General features: G+C 62.7%; 17 protein-coding genes. 8 read left to right on the forward strand and 9 right to left on the reverse strand.

Annotation, left to right across the window (positions count from 1 at the left end; translation table 11 throughout):
* Positions 1–4: 4 nt before the first annotated feature.
* Entirely contained in the window at positions 5–2,557 is a 2,553-nt protein-coding gene (locus J5M58_RS09675; RefSeq protein WP_207877994.1) for an EAL domain-containing protein, read from the reverse strand.
* 547 nt (positions 2,558–3,104) lie between these two features.
* Between J5M58_RS09675 and J5M58_RS09680 the strand changes: the two genes are divergently transcribed.
* A complete protein-coding gene (locus J5M58_RS09680; RefSeq protein WP_207877996.1) occupies positions 3,105–3,596 on the forward strand; it encodes a GNAT family N-acetyltransferase in 492 nt (163 codons plus the stop codon).
* A 44-nt stretch (positions 3,597–3,640) separates the two neighbouring features.
* Here the strand turns inward: J5M58_RS09680 and chrA are convergent, their stop codons facing one another.
* Positions 3,641–5,011 carry a chromate efflux transporter gene (gene chrA / locus J5M58_RS09685; RefSeq protein WP_207877998.1) on the reverse strand — a complete coding sequence of 457 codons (1,371 nt, stop codon included), beginning with the start codon at positions 5,009–5,011 and terminating at the stop codon, positions 3,641–3,643.
* A complete protein-coding gene (locus J5M58_RS09690) occupies positions 5,004–5,945 on the reverse strand; it encodes a chromate resistance protein ChrB domain-containing protein (RefSeq protein ID WP_112253771.1) in 942 nt (313 codons plus the stop codon). Before J5M58_RS09690 ends, chrA begins: the two co-directional genes overlap by 8 nt.
* Before the next feature lie 406 nt (positions 5,946–6,351).
* Here J5M58_RS09690 and J5M58_RS09695 point away from each other — a divergent pair, with 406 nt between their 5' ends.
* Genes J5M58_RS09695 through J5M58_RS09710 form a run of 4 tightly spaced genes read left to right on the forward strand, consistent with a single transcriptional unit; the run spans position 6,352 to position 10,252 of the window.
* Entirely contained in the window at positions 6,352–7,761 is a 1,410-nt protein-coding gene (locus tag J5M58_RS09695) for a circularly permuted type 2 ATP-grasp protein (protein WP_112253772.1), read from the forward strand.
* Between the two features lie 3 nt (positions 7,762–7,764).
* A complete protein-coding gene (locus J5M58_RS09700) occupies positions 7,765–8,715 on the forward strand; it encodes an alpha-E domain-containing protein (protein WP_015270105.1) in 951 nt (316 codons plus the stop codon).
* Positions 8,712–9,491 (forward strand): transglutaminase family protein, encoded by a 780-nt coding sequence (locus J5M58_RS09705; protein ID WP_207878000.1) that lies wholly within the window; start codon positions 8,712–8,714, stop codon positions 9,489–9,491. The genes J5M58_RS09700 and J5M58_RS09705 overlap by 4 nt, the downstream gene beginning before the upstream one ends.
* A gap of 41 nt (positions 9,492–9,532) precedes the next feature.
* Complete coding sequence (locus tag J5M58_RS09710; RefSeq protein WP_207878002.1) at positions 9,533–10,252, forward strand: proteasome-type protease; 720 nt, start codon at positions 9,533–9,535, stop codon at positions 10,250–10,252.
* Between the two features lie 132 nt (positions 10,253–10,384).
* On the opposite strand, the gene aroE is transcribed toward J5M58_RS09710, so the two are convergent.
* From aroE to J5M58_RS09735, 5 genes are read right to left on the reverse strand one after another with little or no spacing between them, the layout of a single operon-like run.
* On the reverse strand, positions 10,385–11,203 hold the full coding sequence (gene aroE / locus J5M58_RS09715; protein ID WP_112253776.1) for a shikimate dehydrogenase: 819 nt from the start codon (positions 11,201–11,203) through the stop codon (positions 10,385–10,387).
* Entirely contained in the window at positions 11,200–12,432 is a 1,233-nt protein-coding gene (locus J5M58_RS09720; protein ID WP_112253777.1) for a CaiB/BaiF CoA-transferase family protein, read from the reverse strand. Before J5M58_RS09720 ends, aroE begins: the two co-directional genes overlap by 4 nt.
* Entirely contained in the window at positions 12,429–12,884 is a 456-nt protein-coding gene (locus J5M58_RS09725; protein WP_112253778.1) for a MaoC family dehydratase, read from the reverse strand. Before J5M58_RS09725 ends, J5M58_RS09720 begins: the two co-directional genes overlap by 4 nt.
* On the reverse strand, positions 12,881–13,279 hold the full coding sequence (locus J5M58_RS09730) for a VOC family protein (RefSeq protein ID WP_207878004.1): 399 nt from the start codon (positions 13,277–13,279) through the stop codon (positions 12,881–12,883). The genes J5M58_RS09725 and J5M58_RS09730 overlap by 4 nt, the downstream gene beginning before the upstream one ends.
* Complete coding sequence (locus tag J5M58_RS09735; protein ID WP_207878006.1) at positions 13,276–14,223, reverse strand: ketopantoate reductase family protein; 948 nt, start codon at positions 14,221–14,223, stop codon at positions 13,276–13,278. The genes J5M58_RS09730 and J5M58_RS09735 overlap by 4 nt, the downstream gene beginning before the upstream one ends.
* Positions 14,224–14,316: 93 nt before the next feature.
* Here J5M58_RS09735 and J5M58_RS09740 point away from each other — a divergent pair, with 93 nt between their 5' ends.
* On the forward strand, positions 14,317–15,228 hold the full coding sequence (locus tag J5M58_RS09740; RefSeq protein WP_207878007.1) for a LysR family transcriptional regulator: 912 nt from the start codon (positions 14,317–14,319) through the stop codon (positions 15,226–15,228).
* 59 nt (positions 15,229–15,287) lie between these two features.
* Here J5M58_RS09740 and J5M58_RS09745 read toward each other — a convergent pair whose 3' ends face one another.
* A complete protein-coding gene (locus J5M58_RS09745) occupies positions 15,288–16,427 on the reverse strand; it encodes a glutathione-independent formaldehyde dehydrogenase (protein ID WP_207878009.1) in 1,140 nt (379 codons plus the stop codon).
* Between the two features lie 338 nt (positions 16,428–16,765).
* Here J5M58_RS09745 and J5M58_RS09750 point away from each other — a divergent pair, with 338 nt between their 5' ends.
* Both J5M58_RS09750 and J5M58_RS09755 read left to right on the forward strand, forming a co-directional pair.
* Complete coding sequence (locus J5M58_RS09750) at positions 16,766–17,011, forward strand: DUF2790 domain-containing protein (protein WP_112253783.1); 246 nt, start codon at positions 16,766–16,768, stop codon at positions 17,009–17,011.
* A gap of 31 nt (positions 17,012–17,042) precedes the next feature.
* On the forward strand, positions 17,043–18,059 hold the full coding sequence (locus tag J5M58_RS09755) for an alpha/beta hydrolase (RefSeq protein ID WP_207878011.1): 1,017 nt from the start codon (positions 17,043–17,045) through the stop codon (positions 18,057–18,059).
* Positions 18,060–18,071: the final 12 nt, after the last annotated feature.

The raw sequence follows: 18,071 nt of genomic DNA on the forward strand, positions 1-18,071 counted from the left end.
AGCGTCATCGCGCTAACGCTACCTGGTCTTTCATCATTCCCATCAACGCTTCGTTTTCCAGCGGTTTGCTGAGCAGGAAGCCTTGTACTTCATGGCATTGGTCATCGCTGAGCAAGGCCAGTTGCTCAGCGGTCTCGACACCTTCGGCAGTGACCGTCATGCCCATTGCGTTGCCAAGATTGATGATGGCCTGGACCACGCTACGGTCGCTGCCGCTCTTGCCCAGGTGCTGCACGAAGCGCTTGTCGATCTTGATGCTGTCGAACGGGTAGGTACGCAGGTAGCCCAGCGAGGAGTAACCGGTGCCGAAGTCGTCCATGTTCAGGCGCACCCCCAGCTCCTTCAGCGCAAGCATGGTGTGCAGCGCGCCTTCAACATCGTTGAGCATGACATTCTCGGTAATTTCCAGCTCCAGGCGATGGGCCGGCAGCCCGGTGGCGCGCAATGCATCGCCGACGTCGCGGACCACATCGCTGCGGCTGAACTGGGCCGGGGACATGTTGACCGAGACCATCACCGCCTGCGGCCAGCCCCGCGCCTTGATACAGGCTTCGTGCAGCACCCAGTTGCCAAGCAGCACGATCAGGTCGGACTCTTCGGCGAGCGGGATGAAACGATCCGGTCGGAGCAGGCCCAGGCGCGGGTGCTTCCAGCGCACCAGGGCCTCGGCCGATGCGATCGAGACCCCATCGACCTTGAAGCGCGGCTGAAAATGCAGCACCAGTTCACCACGCGGTATGCCCTCGCGCAGTTCGCTTTCCAGCACACGCTTCTCCATCAATGCTGCGTTCATCTGTGCCGAAAAGAAGCGCCAAGTGTTCTTGCCCGCCTGCTTGGCGCTGTACAAGGCCACGTCGGCGTGCCGGATCAGGTCGCTCGGCGTACCGGGGTACTCGGCCGACAGCACTACACCCAGGCTTACCCCCACTTGCACGACATGCCCTTCGACCTGAATGGGGCGTTTGATCGCCTCGATCACACGCATGCAGAATCGGTCCATGTCTGCGTGATCGCCTGGCCGGGTGAGCACGACGATGAACTCGTCGCCTCCCAGACGGGCGACCAGATCACTGTCACGGGTAACCTGGCCGAGGCGGATCGCTACCTCCAGCAGCACCGCGTCGCCGGCCGGATGCCCAAGGCTATCGTTGATCGGCTTGAAGTTGTCCAGATCCAGCATCAGCAGCGCCACCTGGGGTTGGTCGGCGCCAGGAGCCGATTGCTCGAGGAAACGGAACAGCTTGTTGCGATTCGGCAGGCCGGTCAGGGCGTCGTGCAAAGAGAGGTGCTGGATCTGGGCATGGGCGGCCACTTCGTCGGTGATGTCGCTGCAAGTGCCACGAAAGCCGGTACAGACGCCCTCGGCCACGATCGCGCGAGAAGCGATCCTGCAGATACGCTGTTGGCCGAGATGGTCCTGGTACTGGCAGCGCAGCGTGCCGGAAGAGCCTGCCGCGGCCAGGCTGTGCAGGCAGGTGCGGAGGTTATTGGTATCACACGATAGCAACTCGGTGATCGAGCGCTGTCGCCACGCTTCGACGGGGTGCCCGGTGAGCTCGGTGAACCGGTCCGAAAGGTAGGTCAGGCGAAGCAGCACATCCGTTTCCCAGATCCAGTCCGACGCGGCTTCGGCCACGGCCTTGAAGCGCTCTTCGCTCGATTGCAGGGCAGCCCTGGACGTCATCAGGGCACGGTGGCTGCGATCGATCCTGGTGCTGGCCCGGATCGCATAGCGTGCAAACAATGCCATGCTCAGTGCGATGAGCAGTACCGCAATAGCCAAGGGTGCGATTACCGTCTGGATCAGTTCGGTGCCGGGTTGCGGTATATCCCACGTCAAGGCATGGCCGCTGCCTTCGAGTGGCAGGGCACCGCGCCCATGGCGCTGATCGGCCGAATCGACCACGGCCAGGCCGGACAACCCCGCCGACTGGCCCAGCGGCAAGAGCACCTCGGGCGAGAGAACCCGAATGAACACCATCACCGCGGTGGGTCCCGGCGGTTGGGCGGGCTGGGTCTGCGGGCGGATCAGCGCGGCGACGTACACCGCCGGCTGGCCACGAAACACGAGGTAGCCTGAAGACGCCTGTTCGTGCTGCGCTGCTTGACGAGCCTCCTGCAGGATCTTGCCAGCACTGGCGGTATGACGCTCCAGCCCCTGTTGGCTGAGCTTACCGTCCAGGATTGCGTACCGAGTCCCGTCATCATCGAGCACATATACACCGTCATACCCATCGGAGGTATAGAGCGTGGCACCGACGTTGTCCTCGTCGTATGCCCAATGTGTATCGACCTGCCCGCCCAAGTGATCATAGGCAGCCTGCCAGTTGGCATGGGTCAGCAGGAACGTCTTGTCATTCTTCTGTAACTGGGCCATGGCGGACCCAGCATAGAAGCGGCTTTGCTCCACTTGTCGGGCGTCCAGCGCCTCGGCGAGGCGGTAGAGGGAGAACAGCCCCAGCAGCAGGGCCAACAGCAGAATCAGGGAAAACACCACGATCAATTGCCCGACCACATTTCTACGGGTCGACATTTCATTGTCAGCAGAGACGTCCATTGGTTCACCTTCGCGGCCTAGGGTCTTCCAGTTGACCGGGCAGCAGGATTGGAGGTCGATGGAGCTGACGACCGGCAAGCCGGCTCCCGCAGGAATATATTCCTGTGGGAGCAACTGTCTTGGGTATCTCTTCAGCCAGCACTGGCCCTTGTAGGAGCGGCCTTGTGTCGCGATGGGCCGCGCAGCGGCCCCGACAATCTTTGCTGCGAAGCTGAAAACCTGGGGCCGCTTCGCGCCCCATCGCGACACAAGGCCGCTCCTACAGGTGTTTGCACATGGCTTGAGGCCGGAGTGGTCGAGGTGGTGCAGCTTGCCGGCGATGAGGCCGGGACTGACTACAGCGCTTTGGATCGCTGTCCGGGGTCGAGTGTGGTCAGCCGTAACCTGCGGCCAGTAAGGAAATCCCCTGTCTCGCCCTACAGTGAACGCTCGACACAATCGAATCCATCCGTCTGGCCGGCGCAGGCATTGAACCAAGCCATTGCAAGCAAGCCTGAAGGTGCCATAGGCTGCTTCCCATGAATCGGCCACTGACACTGGATAAACGATGATCGAACTACAGGGATGTGCAGAATTTTCAGGCTTGGAGTGCCGGCCCGTCGGGCCCGCTGACGCAGAAATGATCTGCTCGCATCGCCAGGAGATGTTTCTTGAGGCAGGTGGCGACCCTGAAAACCTGCAAACCATGACTCAGCACTTTCGCCCATGGCTGGAGGAGCGGCTCGGTGACGGCCGGTATTACGGTTTCAAGCTCCTGGATGGCGACCAACCGGTCGCAGCCATTGGCCTGATGAGCATTGACTGGCCTCCCCATCCATCGCACCCGACCGTAGACAAGCGTGGGTACGTGCTGAATGTGTTCGTCCAGCCGGCCTACCGGCGCCGCGGCCTGGCGTCGGCCTTGATGCAGGCTGCCGACGCCGAGTTCGCTCGCCGAGGTATCACCTTCGCTGTCCTGCACGCCACCGAAACGGGTAAACCGGTCTATGAGCAAGCCGGCTGGACGGGTACGTCGGAAATGGCCAAGCCCATTACCTGATGGTTACCGCTATCGGCCGAAGGCGGACATGGAAAGAACCGGTATCAACCACGCAACACATGGACCGCCACACCGGCCAAGGCGCAGCTGAACAGTACCTGGATCACGCCACGCCTGAAGCGGAACAGGGCCACGGCGGCAGCAACGGCGATCAGCGCCGAAGGCCAGTCGAACGCCCCGCTGAAACCGTTTGGCCAGAGCACGTGGTAGCCGAAGAACATGGCAAGGTTCAGGATCACCCCCACGACTGCGGCCGTGATCCCCGTCAGCGGTGCAGTGAACTTCATCTCGTTGTGGGTCGACTCCACCAACGGGCCGCCGGCCAGGATGAACAGGAACGATGGCAAGAAGGTGAACCAGGTGACGAGGCTCGCCGCGACTGCACCGGCCAGGAACGGGGTTTGCTCACCGAACATCGGATGCACATAGCCACCGACAAAGCCGACGAAGGCTACCACCATGATCAATGGCCCTGGCGTGGTTTCTCCCAAGGCAAGGCCATCGATCATCTGGGTGGGTGACAGCCAGCCATAATGCCCGACGGCACCTTGATAGACGTAGGGCAGCACGGCGTAGGCCCCACCAAAGGTCAGCAGTGCGGCCTTGGTGAAGAACCAGCCCATTTGCGTCAGGGTGCCGGCCCAGCCAAATGTCAGGGTCAGCAGCCCCATGGGCAAGGTCCAGAGGACTGCGCCGATCAGGGCCAGACGCAGCAAATGCCCGCCCCGAAAACGCGCATGCTCAGGTGTTGGTGTGTCGTCGTCGATCAGGGCCGGGCCGTAGCTGTTCCTGGCAGCCCCGTGACCACCACCAACCACGAACTTGTCGGGGGCGACGCGACCGCCCACATAGCCAATGATGCCGGCAACCAGCACGATTAGCGGGAACGGCACATCAAGGGCGAAGATGGCCATGAACGACGCTGCGGCCATGGCCCACAGCCAGCCGTTCTTCAACGCGCGCGAGCCGATGCGGTGAGCCGCGTGAACGACAATGGCCGTTACTGCGGGCTTGATGCCGTAGAAGATCCCTGCCACCACCGGGACCTCGCCAAAGGCGATGTAGACCCAGGACAAGCCAATCAGGATGAACAGCGAGGGCAATACGAACAATGCGCCGGCAATTACCCCACCCCAGGAGCGGTGCATGAGCCAACCGATGTAGGTGGCCAGCTGCTGTGCCTCGGGGCCTGGCAACAACATGCAGTAGTTCAGCGCATGGAGGAACCGCTTCTCGCTGATCCAGCGCCGGCGCTCAACCAGCTCCTGGTGGATGATCGAGATCTGCCCGGCAGGCCCACCAAAACTGATGAAGCCCAGCTTGAGCCAGAACAGGAATGCTTCGAACAGTCCGATCGGCCGCTGTACCGCTTGCGATGGTGGCTGTTCGCCCACTGCCGAGGTGCTATCAACCATTTTGCGCTTCCTCACTCGCGAAAGCCGTCAGCAGGCCATCGAAGATGCCCCCGGCGACCCTTGTCAATTGATCGTCATCGCCAATGCTTTGTCTCAAGCCCGCGAGGACACGTTCGATGCCTGGTGCTTCGGAGGGTTGGTTGCCTCCCACATCCAGGTAGTGAATGACAGCGGCCAGGCGTGCCAGGCCTGGCTGCTGTACGGCAAAGCTCTCGATGAGGGTTTCGAACGACACCCGCTGCCCGACATGGCTGAACCTGGCCCCATCAAAATCGAAGCCCAGCGCATCGCCCGGGCAGTCTTCAGGGCTGTCCAACCAGATGAACCGGGCGTCGGCATCGATGAAGCGACGAATCAGCCAGGCACAGGCCAGCCGATCCACCCATGGGCGCTTGCGGGTGGCCCAAGTGCGGCCCTGGTAGTCGTTGCGTTCCAGTCGGACGATGGCCTCATCGTGGGCGCTCGGCTCATCGCAAGACAGTGCGCGGCCAATCGCGGCTTCGAGCTCCTGCAGCGCCGAGTCGGCTCGCGCCTTGGGCTCACCCGGGAAAAAATCGATCGCCGCCAACTGGCTGAAAGCCTTCCTGAGCTTGCGCACCTGCCGGGCTGTCTGCAGCGCATTGTCTGGCACCAGCTCAGCCGTGCAGCCGGCAATTTTTTCCATCAGCCTGGCGTACTCGTCGCTCCTGTCGAACAGCCTGCTGAAGCGCTCCTCACGTTCAGGCAGCGACAGGAGAAATGCCGTGCCGTTGATGGCCAGCACATCTCGCTCGACCGCTTCGAAAACTTCCCGACCTGCGCACTGTGCGGGCAGCAGGTAAACACCATCCCTCAGCACTGCTGCGCCCGAGGCCTTCAGGCTTCTCCAGGCACGCATGCGCTCGGTGGCATTGGCCGTCGGCAAACCGAGAATCAGTAGCGACCAATCGATCATGTAGAAAGCTCAACATAATATGTTTACTTCTCTACATTAAATGAATATTGGCTAAAATCAACAGCTATGCATCCAGGCGCGGATGGGCTCGCTCCAATTCGGGCCAAAAGTTGCAGCCCGGAGCATGACGCGCCTTTTTTTGAGGCACGGCTGCGCGCTGAGCAGTTGTTGAATGCACCCGAAAATCTTGCAATTTCAATAATTTACTAACCCATCCCTGCTATTGCGCAGCTGCGCGGGCTTTCGGCACCTTCATTGCAACGGCCCCTTTGGTGCACAACGCACCAGCACTTGATCGGATTCGAGGCTTGCCACAGACACAGCACCCACCGACCCGCAAGGCCACACCCTGAAATACGTAGATGAACCGCAATGAAGCTGCCGGCAACGGTGGCAAGGAGTGGGTATGTCCCGGGCATTTTTCAATGAAATGTACGATACAAACGGAAGTTGCCGACCGCATTACCAGGAGTTCGCCCGCTGGCTGGCAAACACCCCGCTGGAGTTGCTGGAGCAACGCCGACGTGAAGCTGACCTGCTGTTTCACCGGGCCGGTATCACCTTCACCTTGTACGGTGACAAACAGGACACCGAGCGCCTGATCCCCTTTGACATCATCCCGCGCAGTATTCGCGCCAGCGAATGGCGCATGGTCGAGCGCGGCTGTATTCAGCGGGTGCACGCCCTGAACCTGTTCCTGCAGGATATCTACCACGACCAGCGCATCCTCAAGGCCGGCATCATTCCGCCGGAGCAGGTGCTGGCCAATGAGGGCTACCAGATCGCCATGCAGGGCCTGGGACTGCACCGTGGGCTCTATGCTCACATCGCCGGCGTCGACCTTGTCCGTGATGGGGATGGCAGCTACTTCGTGCTGGAGGACAACCTGCGAACCCCCAGTGGGGTCAGCTACATGCTCGAAGACCGCAAGATGATGATGCGGCTGTTCCCCGAGCTGTTCGCCGCCCAACGTATCGCCCCTATCGACCACTACCCCAACCTGCTGCTGGACACACTCAAGAGCGCCAGCCCACTGGACAACCCCACTGCCGTGCTGCTCACCCCTGGCCGCTTCAACAGTGCCTATTTCGAGCATGCCTTCCTGGCCCGGGAAATGGGCATCGAACTGGTAGAGGGTGCGGACCTGTTCATCCGAGACGAGCACGTCTACATGCGTACCACCGCCGGTCCTCAACAGGTGGACGTGATCTATCGCCGCCTGGACGACGATTACCTCGACCCGCTGTCGTTCAACCCTGACTCGATGCTGGGCGTGCCGGGGCTGATCTCGGTGTACCGCGCTGGCAACGTGGTGCTGGCCAACGCGGTCGGCACCGGGGTAGCGGACGACAAATCGATCTACCCCTATGTCGACGACATGATCCGCTTCTATCTGGGCGAAGAGCCGGTCCTGAACAACGTCCCTACCTGGCAGTGCCGCAGGCCTGCAGAGCTGTCCCACGTCCTGGCCCACCTGCCCGAACTGGTGGTCAAGGAGACCCAGGGTTCCGGTGGCTATGGCATGTTGGTCGGGCCAGCGGCGACCAGCGCACAGATCGAGGACTTCCGCGCCCGCATCAAGGCCCGCCCACATGCCTACATCGCACAACCTACCCTGTGTCTGTCCACATGCCCGACCTTCGTCGACAGCGGCATCGCGCCGCGCCACATCGACCTGCGCCCGTTCGTGCTGTCGGGCAGCGAAACCCGGCTGGTACCCGGCGGCCTGACCCGCGTGGCCCTTCAAGAAGGCTCGCTGGTGGTCAACTCGTCGCAGGGCGGCGGTACCAAGGATACCTGGGTGGTGGAGGACTGAACCATGCTTTCGAGAACTGCTTCCGACCTGTACTGGATGTCGCGCTACCTGGAGCGTGCAGAGAACCTTGCGCGCATGCTCGAGGTCAGTTACTCGCTGTCGCTGATGCCCCAGGCCGGCCGCAGTGACGGCCATGCCGAGCTGGCCATGTCACTGCTGGCATCCGGCACGCTGGACGACTACCGCCGCCGGCACACCGAACTCGATACCGAGCGCATGCTGCACTTCTTCGCCCTCGACGCGACCAACCCCGGCAGTATCTATTGCTGTCTGCAGGCGGCCAGGACCAATGCCCACGCAGTGCGTGGCCGCATCACCGCCGACATGTGGGAGAACATCAATGCTACCTGGATCGAGATGCGCAACATTGCCAGCAATGGCCTCGGCCGTTATGGCATCAGCCAGTTCTGCGACTGGGTCAAGGAACGCTCGCACCTGTTCCGCGGCGCAACCTCTGGCACTATCATGCGCAACGACGCCTACAGTTTCATCCGCCTGGGGACCTTCCTGGAGCGGGCCGACAACACCCTGCGCCTGCTCGATGCCCGCTATGAGATGTTCGGTGAGGCCTCCGAGGAGGTCAGCGATGACTCTGCCCGCGGCTATTACCAGTGGAGCGCCTTGCTGCGCGCGCTGACCTCCTACGAAGCCTTCAACGAACTCTACCGCGCCGCACCCAGTGCACGGCCGGTGTCCGAGTTGCTGTTGCTGCGGGTCGATGTGCCCCGCTCGCTGCATGCCTGCATCGAGGAGCTGGACCAGATACTTGCCAGCCTGCCGGGCAGCACCGGGCGCGCCGCCCAGCGCATGGCCGCCGAACTGAACGCTCGTCTGCGCTACACCGCGATCGACGAAATCCTCGAAGCGGGTTTGCACCCATGGCTGAGCGACTTCATCGGGCGCATCAATCAACTGGGCCAGGCGGTCCATCACTCCTATCTGGAGGTCGTATGAAACTGTCCATTCGCCACGACACTACCTACAGCTACGCAAGCGATGTCTGCAACAGCATCCAGTTCCTGCGCCTGACGCCACGCAGCAGTGAGCGCCAGCGCATCAACGAATGGCAACTGGACCTGCCCTGCAGGGTCAAAGGCCAGATCGACCCGTATGGCAACATCCTCCATGTGCTGACCCTGGACAAACCCCACGGGCATCTGGCACTGACCGCCAGCGGCCAGGTAGAGATCGACCCGGAGCGCGAGCAGGAGGCTGGCGAACAATCTCCCCTGCCATTTCTGCGCAGCAGCCACCTGACCCAGGCCGATGACGCACTCAAGGCCTTCGCCAACCGGCACTGCGGCGAACACCGCGACCGGGCGGCGCTGGTCGGGCTGATGCAGGGCCTTGCCGAGCACATGCCATACAGCCCCGGTGCCACGTCGGTGGGCACCACCGCCATCGAAGCGTTCACCGGCGCTGCCGGGGTCTGCCAGGACCATACCCATGCATTCCTCGCCTGCGCACGTAGCCTGGGTATCCCGGCACGCTATGTCTCCGGTTACCTGTGCACCGAGGACGAGCAGCACCTGGCCAGTCATGCCTGGGCCGAGGCCTGGGTCGACGATGCCTGGTACAGCTTCGATATCACCAACCGCCTTACCCGGCCAGAGCGTCACCTGAAACTGGCAGTGGGCCTGGACTACCTCGATGCCTGCCCGGTCAGGGGCGTGCGCCGCGGAGGTGGTGCCGAATCGATGCAGGCCAGCGTGCATGTGCACCGCCAGTAACTGGCGCTGCATCCGTTCATAGAGCAATCAAGGGAAACAGCATGACCTATTGTGTCGCCATGCACCTGGCGGACGGGCTGGTCTTCATCAGCGACTCACGCACCAATGCGGGCATCGATCAGATTGCCAGCTTTGCCAAGCTGTTCGTGTTCGGCGTGCCGGGGGAGCGCCTGATCGTCTTGCAGACCGCCGGCAATCTGGCGACCTCGCAATCGGTGGTGAACCTGCTGCAGCAACGCACGCGGGGCCCCGGCCCCCACCTGTTGAACGTTGCCACGCTCTACGATGCAACGGCACTGGTCGCCGACACCCTGCGAGAGGTAGTCAGCCGTGATCGTAGCAAGCTGTCTGCCGGCACCGACCTCAGCAGCTCGTTCATCGTCGGTGGCCAGATAGCCGGTGGCCCCATGGGCATATACAACGTCTATGCACAGGGCAATTTCTTCCAGGCCACGCCAGACACCCCGTTCCTGCAACTGGGCGAAAGCAAGTATGGGCGGCCGATTCTCGACCGCAACCTCGGCTACCACATGCCTCTCGATGAAGCGTTGCGCTGTGGGCTGATTTCGTTCGACTCGACCATTCGCAGCAACCTGTCGGTGGGCATGCCGTTGGACCTGCTGGTCTACCACAAGGACAGGCTGGAAACACCGAAGCGCCAGCGCATCGCCAGCGACGATGCCTATTACGAGCAGATACGCAGGCAGTGGAGCGACGGACTTAAAAGACTGTTGGCCGAACTGCCACCGCCGCCCTACTGATTGGCAGGGGCCCCTGTGGGAGCGGGCAGGCCCGCGAACACCGGCACAGCCGGTGCCAGGCACCGCGTTGGATTCTTCGCGGGCATGCCCGCTCCCACAGTAGATCGCTTGTGCAGCCCTCAGTTGCAGGGGCTACTCCAGGGGAATGGTCAGGCGATCGATCACGGCACGGGTTTCAGGCCGCACCCCGCGCCACCAGGCGAACGCCTCCGCCGCCTGCTCGACCAGCATGCCGACACCGTCGGCCAGGCGCGTCACCCCCTGCGCCTGGGCCATGCGCAGGAACGGCGTCAGGCCTTTGCCATACGCCAGCTCGTAAGCCAGCCGCGTCTCGCCGAGCACACCTTCAGGTAGTGGCGGCAGCTCGCCGGTGAGGCTCGCGGAGGTGGCATTGACCACGATGTCGAAAGACTGCCCCTCCAGCTCCTCATAACGGCTGATGCGCAGGCTTGGGTGATCCAGCTCGTTGCGCAGGGTGAGCGCCTTGGCCATGTCTCGGTTGGCAAGCACCAGCTCGCTCGGCCCCGCCTGCAGGAACGGCAGCAACGCACCACGCACCGCGCCACCGGCGCCGAGCAACAGTACCCGGCGATTGCCCAGCGGTTCACCGAGGTTCTCCTCGATATCCCGCAACAAGCCGATGCCGTCGAAGTTATCGGCAAAGATCCGACCCTCCTCGAACTTCAATGCATTGGCCGCACGCGCCAGCTGTGCGCGCTCGCTGCGCTGGTCGGCCAGTTCGAAGGCACGCAGCTTGAACGGCGCGGTGATGTTCATGCCCAACCCGCCATCATTGCGAAACTGCAGTACCTGGGCCTCGAAGCCCTCGAGTTCGCCCTCGAGGGCGCCGTACTCCAGGCACTGGCCGCTGGCCTGGGCGAACAGGCCATGAATCAACGGGGACTTGGTGTGGCTGATCGGCCGGCCGATCACTGCATAGCGGTCGCTCATCGTGCATCTCCATGGGTGAACAGCACACCGTCTGCCTGCATGGCGGTGATTTCTTCAGGGCTGAAGCCAAGCCCGGCGGCGACTTCGGCATTGTGCTGGCCGAGGTCCGGGGCTACCTGGCGGATCGTGGTGTCACAATCCGAAAAGCGGAACGGCAGGTTGGGCAGGCGCAAGGTACCGTAGCGCGGGTGCTGCTGCTCGATGACCATGTTGCGCGCCTGGATCTGCGGGTCGGCCACGACCTCGTCGATGCGCTGCACCTTGGCGCTGGGAATGTCGATGTCATCGAGCAACTGCAGGATATCGGCCACCCGGCGCGCTCCGACCCAGTCGCGAACCACGGCCAGGATTGCCTGGCGGTGGGCGTTGCGGCCATTGAGGCTGTGGTAGCGGCTGTCGTTGCCGAACCCGGGCGGGCCACCGTTGGCTTCGAGCATCGCGGCAAAGCGCTTCCAGGCGTCGTCGACCTGGGCGGCGATTACCAGGTCGCCATCGGCAGCGCGAAACACGCCGTACAGGGTGGAGGTGGGCATGTCATGGCCGGTCTGCTCGGGCAGGACGGTGCCGTCGGACAAGGTGTAGCACTGCACCGCGTATTCATGCATCGACACCAGCGTGTCGTACAGGGCCATGTCGATGTGCTGGCCACGGCCGCTGTTCACACGGCCCAGCAGCGCCGCATTGATCGCTGCCACGGCATGGATCCCGGTGTACATGTCGCCCAGGGAAATGCGCAGCAACGGCGGCGCTTCGCCCGGCACGCCGACCATCTGCATGATCCCGCTCTTGGCCTCGGCGATCAGCCCGAAGCCGGCACGGTGGGCATCTGGCCCGGTGTGGCCATAGGCGGAGATCGAGCAGTACACCAGGCGCGGGTTGCGCGCCGACAGCTCGGCGTAGCCCAGGCCCAGCTTGTCCAGGGCGCCGGGGCGATAGTTTTCGATGAACACATCGGCCGAGTCGGTCAAGCGCTGCATGAACGCTTTACCACGCGGGTCCTTCATGTTCACGCTGACGCCCTGCTTGCCCATGTTCAGCTGCAGAAAGTAACCGCTCTGCTGCTCATCAAGGGTAAACGCGTGCTGGCGGCCGGCATCGCCGTTACCCGGCCGTTCGACCTTGATCACTTCGGCGCCCAGTGCTGCCAGGCAGCGGCCCACGTAGGGCCCGGCCAGGAAGTGGCTATAGTCGATGACGCGGATACCCGCCAATGGCAATGCCTGGCTCATGCCTGCACCCTCCTCGGCACCATCAGACGGTGCTCGCCACGCTGCACGACTTCGCCGTGCTGGTTGATCAGCTCCGACGGCAAGACCACGATGCCCCAGCCCGGTCGGCTGTTGCTCGGGCGCATCGCCCCCACACGCATGCGCACGTGCAGCACATCGTCGACCTTGATCGGCAGCACGAAGTCCCAGGTCCAGCCCAGCGACATGCCCGGTACAAAGCGGTATTCGCACTGGGTCTTCAGGCCGTCGGCGATCGACAGGCCGAACAGGCCATGGGCAACCAGGCAGCCGAAGTGACTCGCGTTGGCGTATGCCTCGTCGACATGCACCGGGGTGTGGTCGCCAGTGAGTTCGGCGTAGGCCAGGATGCGTTCGCGGGTCACGGTGTAGCTGGGGCTGATGCACTCATCGCCTTCGCGGGCATCGTCCCAGTATCTTTCCACCACGCTCATACCGTCACCTCTGCGCGTGGGTCGATCGCCAGTGCCTGGGCGACGCATTCCGCCGGCACTGCCTGAATGAACTCCACCGCCAGGCCGTCAGGCAGGCGCAGCCAGTTGCGGCCCTGGGGCATTTCGCTGACGCCGAAACGATGTGCGGCGGCCAGGGCAGCTTCGAGGTCCTCGCACATGATGCCCAGGTGCGCCAAGCGCCCTTCCGGCCCGGCAAAGTCCGGCTGGTGGATGAACTGCAGGCCACCGAGGGTCCAGTACTGCGCGGGCTGCTCGACCTCGCCCTGCATCTCGCGCATGGTCATGCCGCACACCTCGCTGAAAAAGCGGATGTGCCACTGGATGTCCCGCACCCAGAACGCAACGTGTTCAAGGTAGGCTTTCGGCTGGCTCATGGATGATTCCCCTTCTGCTGATCGGCCATGGCGCGCTCGATACCCTTGATGCAGGCCACCAGGGTCGCGTTGACCGGCGTAGCCACGCCATGGCGCTGGCCCCAGCGCACGACGGAGCCGTTGATGAAATCGATCTCGGTGACCGAGCCCTTTTCCAGGCTCTGCAGCATCGAGGTGCGAAAGCTCGCTGGCAGGCCTTCAGCTGCCAGACGCCATGCGGCGTCCGGGCTGGTGAGGCTCAGGCGGATGCCGGCCCGCTCGGCGACGGCGATGGCCTCGCTCACCGCTGCCTTGGCGGTGCTTTCCAGCAGTGGCTCGCTGTACAGCTGGCCATAACTGAGCATGGTGATGCCGCTGAGCGCGCCTGTCGCGACGTTGACCAGCAGCTTGTCCCACATGGTGCCGAGAATGTTGTCGCTGACTGTGGTGGCGAGCCCGGCGCCATTGAAGACCTCGGCAATGGCCTGCACTCGCAAGGTACATTGGCCGTCGAGCTCGCCGATGAAGGTCTGCTTGCCCGCTACACCGGCACGGATCGAACCCGGCGCCAGCAACACGCCACCGACGTAGGTCTTGCCGGCCAGTACCCGCTCACGCCCCACGGCCTCGGCCAGGATGTCTTCATGGCCAAGACCGTTCTGCAGTGACAGCACCAGCGTTTGCGGCCCGATCAGCGCCTTGGCACCGGTAATCGCCTCGCGGGTGTGGAACGACTTGACCAGCACCACCACCAGGTCGGCCACGCCCACGGTTGCCGCGTCGCAGGCCGCCTTCACCCGGACCTGCCGCTCGCCGCGTTCGTCCTGTACCCGCAGCCCGTGCAGGTTCATCGCGTCGACATGCGCACGGCCACGGTTCAACAGCCAGGTTTCGTGCCCCGCTTCGCTCAAGGCTGCACCAATGGCACAACCCAAGGCACCGGCGCCCAGAATGCAGATTTTCAAATCGCAGACCTCCTGTGGTTTGCGACTACCTTATGCAGCGGGTCTTATTTCGGCTATACAATGGGCTCAATACAGTTATTGAGTTTCGCAATAATGAGCACGCTCGATGCCTTGCCCGATCCAAAGCTGCTGCAGCTGTTCGATGTGCTTTACCACTGCCGTAGCGTGACCCGCAGCGCTGAACAGCTCGGCCAGAGCCAACCTACGGTGAGCATCTGGTTGGGGCGCTTGCGTGAAGAATTGAACGACCCGCTGTTCGTGCGCACCCCTGGCGGCATGGCCCCTACCCCGCGAGCAGACCAACTGATCGGGCCCTGCCGCGAGGTGCTGGAATCGCTGCGGCGCCTGACTACCTGGGAGCCGCAATTCGTTCCGGCCACGGCGCAGCGGCGCTTTCGCCTGTGCGTCAGTGATGCCAGCCATATCACCCTGCTGCCCAGCATTCTCAACCACCTGCGCACCCATGCGCCGGGCATTCGCCTGGAGGCAGCGCGCATCGATGGCAATACCGAGAGCGCACTGGAGTCAGGCGAGGCGGACCTGGCCATCGGTTTTGTGCCTTGGCTGGGTGCGGGGATGTATCAGCAAGTGTTGTTCGAACAGGACTGGGTCTGCCTGAGCAACCCACGACACCCTCGCCTGGGCAAAGGCATGAGCGTGGCGCGCTACCAGGCCGAGGGGCATGTACAGATCAGTGCCGGTACCGGGCAGAAGTTGCTGGAGGCAGGCCTGGCTCGAGCCGGCATCGAGCGCAGGATAATGCTCGAGCTGCCGGCGTTTCTGGGGTTAGGCATGATTGTCGGGTCGACCGACCTGGTGGCTACGCTGCCACGGCACATCGGGCAGACACTCGCCGACATGCATGGTCTGCAGGTGCACGATTGCCCGTTTGCAGTGGAGGGCTTCACGGTCAAGCAGCATTGGCACGCGCGGTACCAGCAAGACAGCGGGAATCGCTGGATGAGGGAGGTGGTTCGGGCCTTGTTTCAGGGAGGGGCCGGTTAGCGCAGAAGGCGAACCCTTCCCTCGCCGAGCCTCCTTCCCTGGAGGCATCGGAGTACGGATCAAGCAGCAGGCTTGAGCACCACCTTCGTCCAGCCATCATCCCGCGCATCAAAATGCTTGTAGGCATCGGGGCCTTCGGCAAGCGTCAAACGATGGGAAATGATCTGGGAAGGCTTCGCCCGCCCATGATGAATGAGCTGCGCCAGACGACGATTGTAGGCCTTCACGTTTGCCTGACCTGTGCGGATGAACTGGCCTTTGAACCAGAACGCACCAAAATCGAAGGCCATCTTGCCCTGCTTCGCCAGCTCATTCTTCGCACCCGGGTCTTCTGGCACGAACACACCCACGACGCCTATGCCACCGGTAGCCTTGGTTGAGGCAACCAGGTTGTTCATGGTGAGGTAGTTCGCTTCATGACCATGCTTGTCGCAGCACTGGTAACCCACACATTCACATCCACGGTCGGTGCCTTTGCCATGGGTCAGGTTCATGATTTCCTCCACTGCCTTTTGCTCGACCGCATTGATGGGGGTTGCCCCAAGCTGCGCGGCCAGCCTCAGACGATCTGGCTGGTTGTCGATCACGAACACCTGGGAGGCACCCTTGATGATTGCCGAATAGGCCGCCATCAGCCCGACGGGGCCCGCTCCATAGATCGCGATGCTCTCGCCCGGCTGTAGGCCGGCCAGCTCTGTGGCATGCCAACCGGTGGGGAAAATATCCGAAAGCATGACGTAGTCGTCTTCACGCTCCTGGGCGTCCTCCGGCAGCACCAGGCAGTTGAAATCAGCGTACGGTACACGCAACAGCTCGGCCTGGCCGCCTTGATAGGGCCCCATGTCGGCAAAGCCGTATGCGGCCCCGGCAGCACCCGGGTTGGCAGTGAGGCAGAATCCTGTAAGGCCTTTTTCGCAGTTTTCACAGAACCCGCAGCCGATATTGAAAGGCAGGCTGACCCAATCACCGACCTTGACCCGGTCTACCCCTGCACCCACCTCGATCACCTCACCGAGGTTTTCATGACCGAACACGCGCCCGGCCTCGAACGATGTGCGCCCCTCGTACATGTGAAGGTCGGATCCGCAGATGTTGGTAGTGGTTATGCGCACCAGCGCGTCTGTAGGTTTCTCGATCCTTGCATCCGCGACATTGTTGACGGCGACGTCGCGCGGGCCGTTATAAACGATTGCTTTCATGCTGAACTCCCAGAAGTCAGGGGCGATGGAAAAGCGCCCTACCCTGTTGGGGTAATGGCCTTACCCCACGTGTTCAGTGCCATACATGAATAGCAGATCAGTGGCGCTAATCATCGTCGCTCCATGGATCTCGACTGACTCGCGGTTCAACGGGCCTAGCGTGCCGCCTATCCGCCAAGCGCAGCGACCGCCGTACCGTTCAAGACTGCGGCCTTGATGCAGCGTGTCGATCGGCCCGATAACGGAAATATATTTTGCGCACTAACTATTACCGCGCAATATACCAATCACCCAGCAAGCAATCGCTGATCCCCTACCCAAGCCAACGGAGCATGACCATGAACTTCAGCAAAGCAATCGCCATCGCCACCTTGACCTTCGGCGCCAGCGTCAGTGCCTTCGCCCAGACCGCCTCGCCGTACCAGTACGGCATGCACCTGGACATCGCCCAAGTGATCGCCGTGGACGCCCCGGCCAACGCCACCGGGCACGCCAGTACTGCCACCCTGACCTACCGTGACAGCGACGGCAAGTTGCAGAAGGTCAGCTACCTGCGCCCGACCACCTACGCCAACCAGAACTGATCACCCTACCCAGCGCCCCAGGAGCTTGACCATGAAACTCTCCCGCCCCCTCGCCGCCGGCCTGCTCGCGCTCGCCGTCAACAGCGCCTTCGCCGCCGGTAGCCCCGGTGTGGAAACCACCACCCAGGCTTTCCTCCAGGCTCTTGAAGCCGGCGACGGCAAACCACTGGAAACCCTGTCGCCGAAAGACGCTCGTGCCGTGCTCACTGGCGCACAGGCCAGCGTGAATGTGGACGTATCCGGCATCCAGGTCGAGCGCCGCACTATTGCTGTCGACGGGCAGGCCCTGGAGATCCGCGTGGTACGTCCACAAGGGGCGAAAGGCGAGCTGCCTGTGTTCATGTTCTTCCATGGCGGTGGCTGGGTGCTGGGGGATTACCCGACCCATGAACGCCTGATCCACGACTTGGTGCTCGGCTCCGGTGCAGCGGCCGTCTATGTCGACTACACGCCATCGCCAGAAGCGAAATTCCCCACCGCCATCAACCAGGCCTATGCCGCCACCCGCTGGGTTGCCGAGAACGGCAGGCAAATTGGCGTCGATGGCAAGCGCCTGGCGGTTGTCGGCAACAGCGTCGGCGGCAACATGGCGGCGGTTGTGGCGCTCAAGGCCAAGGAGGCCGGCACGCCAAAGCTGCGCTTCCAGGCCCTGCTGTGGCCGGTGACCGATGCCAACTTCAACAACGGTTCGTACAACCAGTTCGCCGAGGGCCATTTCCTGACCCGCAACATGATGCAGTGGTTCTGGGACAGCTATACCAGCGACCCCAGGCAGCGTGACGACATCCACGCCTCGCCACTGCGCGCCAGCCTGGAGCAGTTGAAAGGCCTGCCACCCGCGCTGGTACAGACCGCCGAGATGGACGTGCTGCGCGATGAAGGCGAAGCCTACGCCCGCAAGCTTGGCGCTGCCGGCGTACCGGTGACCGCCGTGCGCTACAACGGCATGATCCACGACTTCGGCCTGCTCAACGTACTCGGCCAGGTGCCCGGTACCCGCAGTGCGATGGACCAGGCTGCCCAGGCGATCAGACAGCATCTACAGTGATAGTGGTTCACG

The organism is Pseudomonas sp. 32_A (assembly GCF_017490905.1).
Classification (GTDB): Bacteria; Pseudomonadota; Gammaproteobacteria; order Pseudomonadales; family Pseudomonadaceae; genus Aquipseudomonas; species Aquipseudomonas inefficax.

Coding starts and splice junctions, on each gene's coding strand:
- J5M58_RS09675 (WP_207877994.1), bottom strand. CDS start 2,557: ATGGACGTCTCTGCTGACAATGAAATGTCGACCCGTAGAAATGTGGTC.
- J5M58_RS09680 (WP_207877996.1), top strand. CDS start 3,105: ATGATCGAACTACAGGGATGTGCAGAATTTTCAGGCTTGGAGTGCCGG.
- chrA (WP_207877998.1), bottom strand. CDS start 5,011: ATGGTTGATAGCACCTCGGCAGTGGGCGAACAGCCACCATCGCAAGCG.
- J5M58_RS09690 (WP_112253771.1), bottom strand. CDS start 5,945: ATGATCGATTGGTCGCTACTGATTCTCGGTTTGCCGACGGCCAATGCC.
- J5M58_RS09695 (WP_112253772.1), top strand. CDS start 6,352: ATGTCCCGGGCATTTTTCAATGAAATGTACGATACAAACGGAAGTTGC.
- J5M58_RS09700 (WP_015270105.1), top strand. CDS start 7,765: ATGCTTTCGAGAACTGCTTCCGACCTGTACTGGATGTCGCGCTACCTG.
- J5M58_RS09705 (WP_207878000.1), top strand. CDS start 8,712: ATGAAACTGTCCATTCGCCACGACACTACCTACAGCTACGCAAGCGAT.
- J5M58_RS09710 (WP_207878002.1), top strand. CDS start 9,533: ATGACCTATTGTGTCGCCATGCACCTGGCGGACGGGCTGGTCTTCATC.
- aroE (WP_112253776.1), bottom strand. CDS start 11,203: ATGAGCGACCGCTATGCAGTGATCGGCCGGCCGATCAGCCACACCAAG.
- J5M58_RS09720 (WP_112253777.1), bottom strand. CDS start 12,432: ATGAGCCAGGCATTGCCATTGGCGGGTATCCGCGTCATCGACTATAGC.
- J5M58_RS09725 (WP_112253778.1), bottom strand. CDS start 12,884: ATGAGCGTGGTGGAAAGATACTGGGACGATGCCCGCGAAGGCGATGAG.
- J5M58_RS09730 (WP_207878004.1), bottom strand. CDS start 13,279: ATGAGCCAGCCGAAAGCCTACCTTGAACACGTTGCGTTCTGGGTGCGG.
- J5M58_RS09740 (WP_207878007.1), top strand. CDS start 14,317: ATGAGCACGCTCGATGCCTTGCCCGATCCAAAGCTGCTGCAGCTGTTC.
- J5M58_RS09745 (WP_207878009.1), bottom strand. CDS start 16,427: ATGAAAGCAATCGTTTATAACGGCCCGCGCGACGTCGCCGTCAACAAT.
- J5M58_RS09750 (WP_112253783.1), top strand. CDS start 16,766: ATGAACTTCAGCAAAGCAATCGCCATCGCCACCTTGACCTTCGGCGCC.
- J5M58_RS09755 (WP_207878011.1), top strand. CDS start 17,043: ATGAAACTCTCCCGCCCCCTCGCCGCCGGCCTGCTCGCGCTCGCCGTC.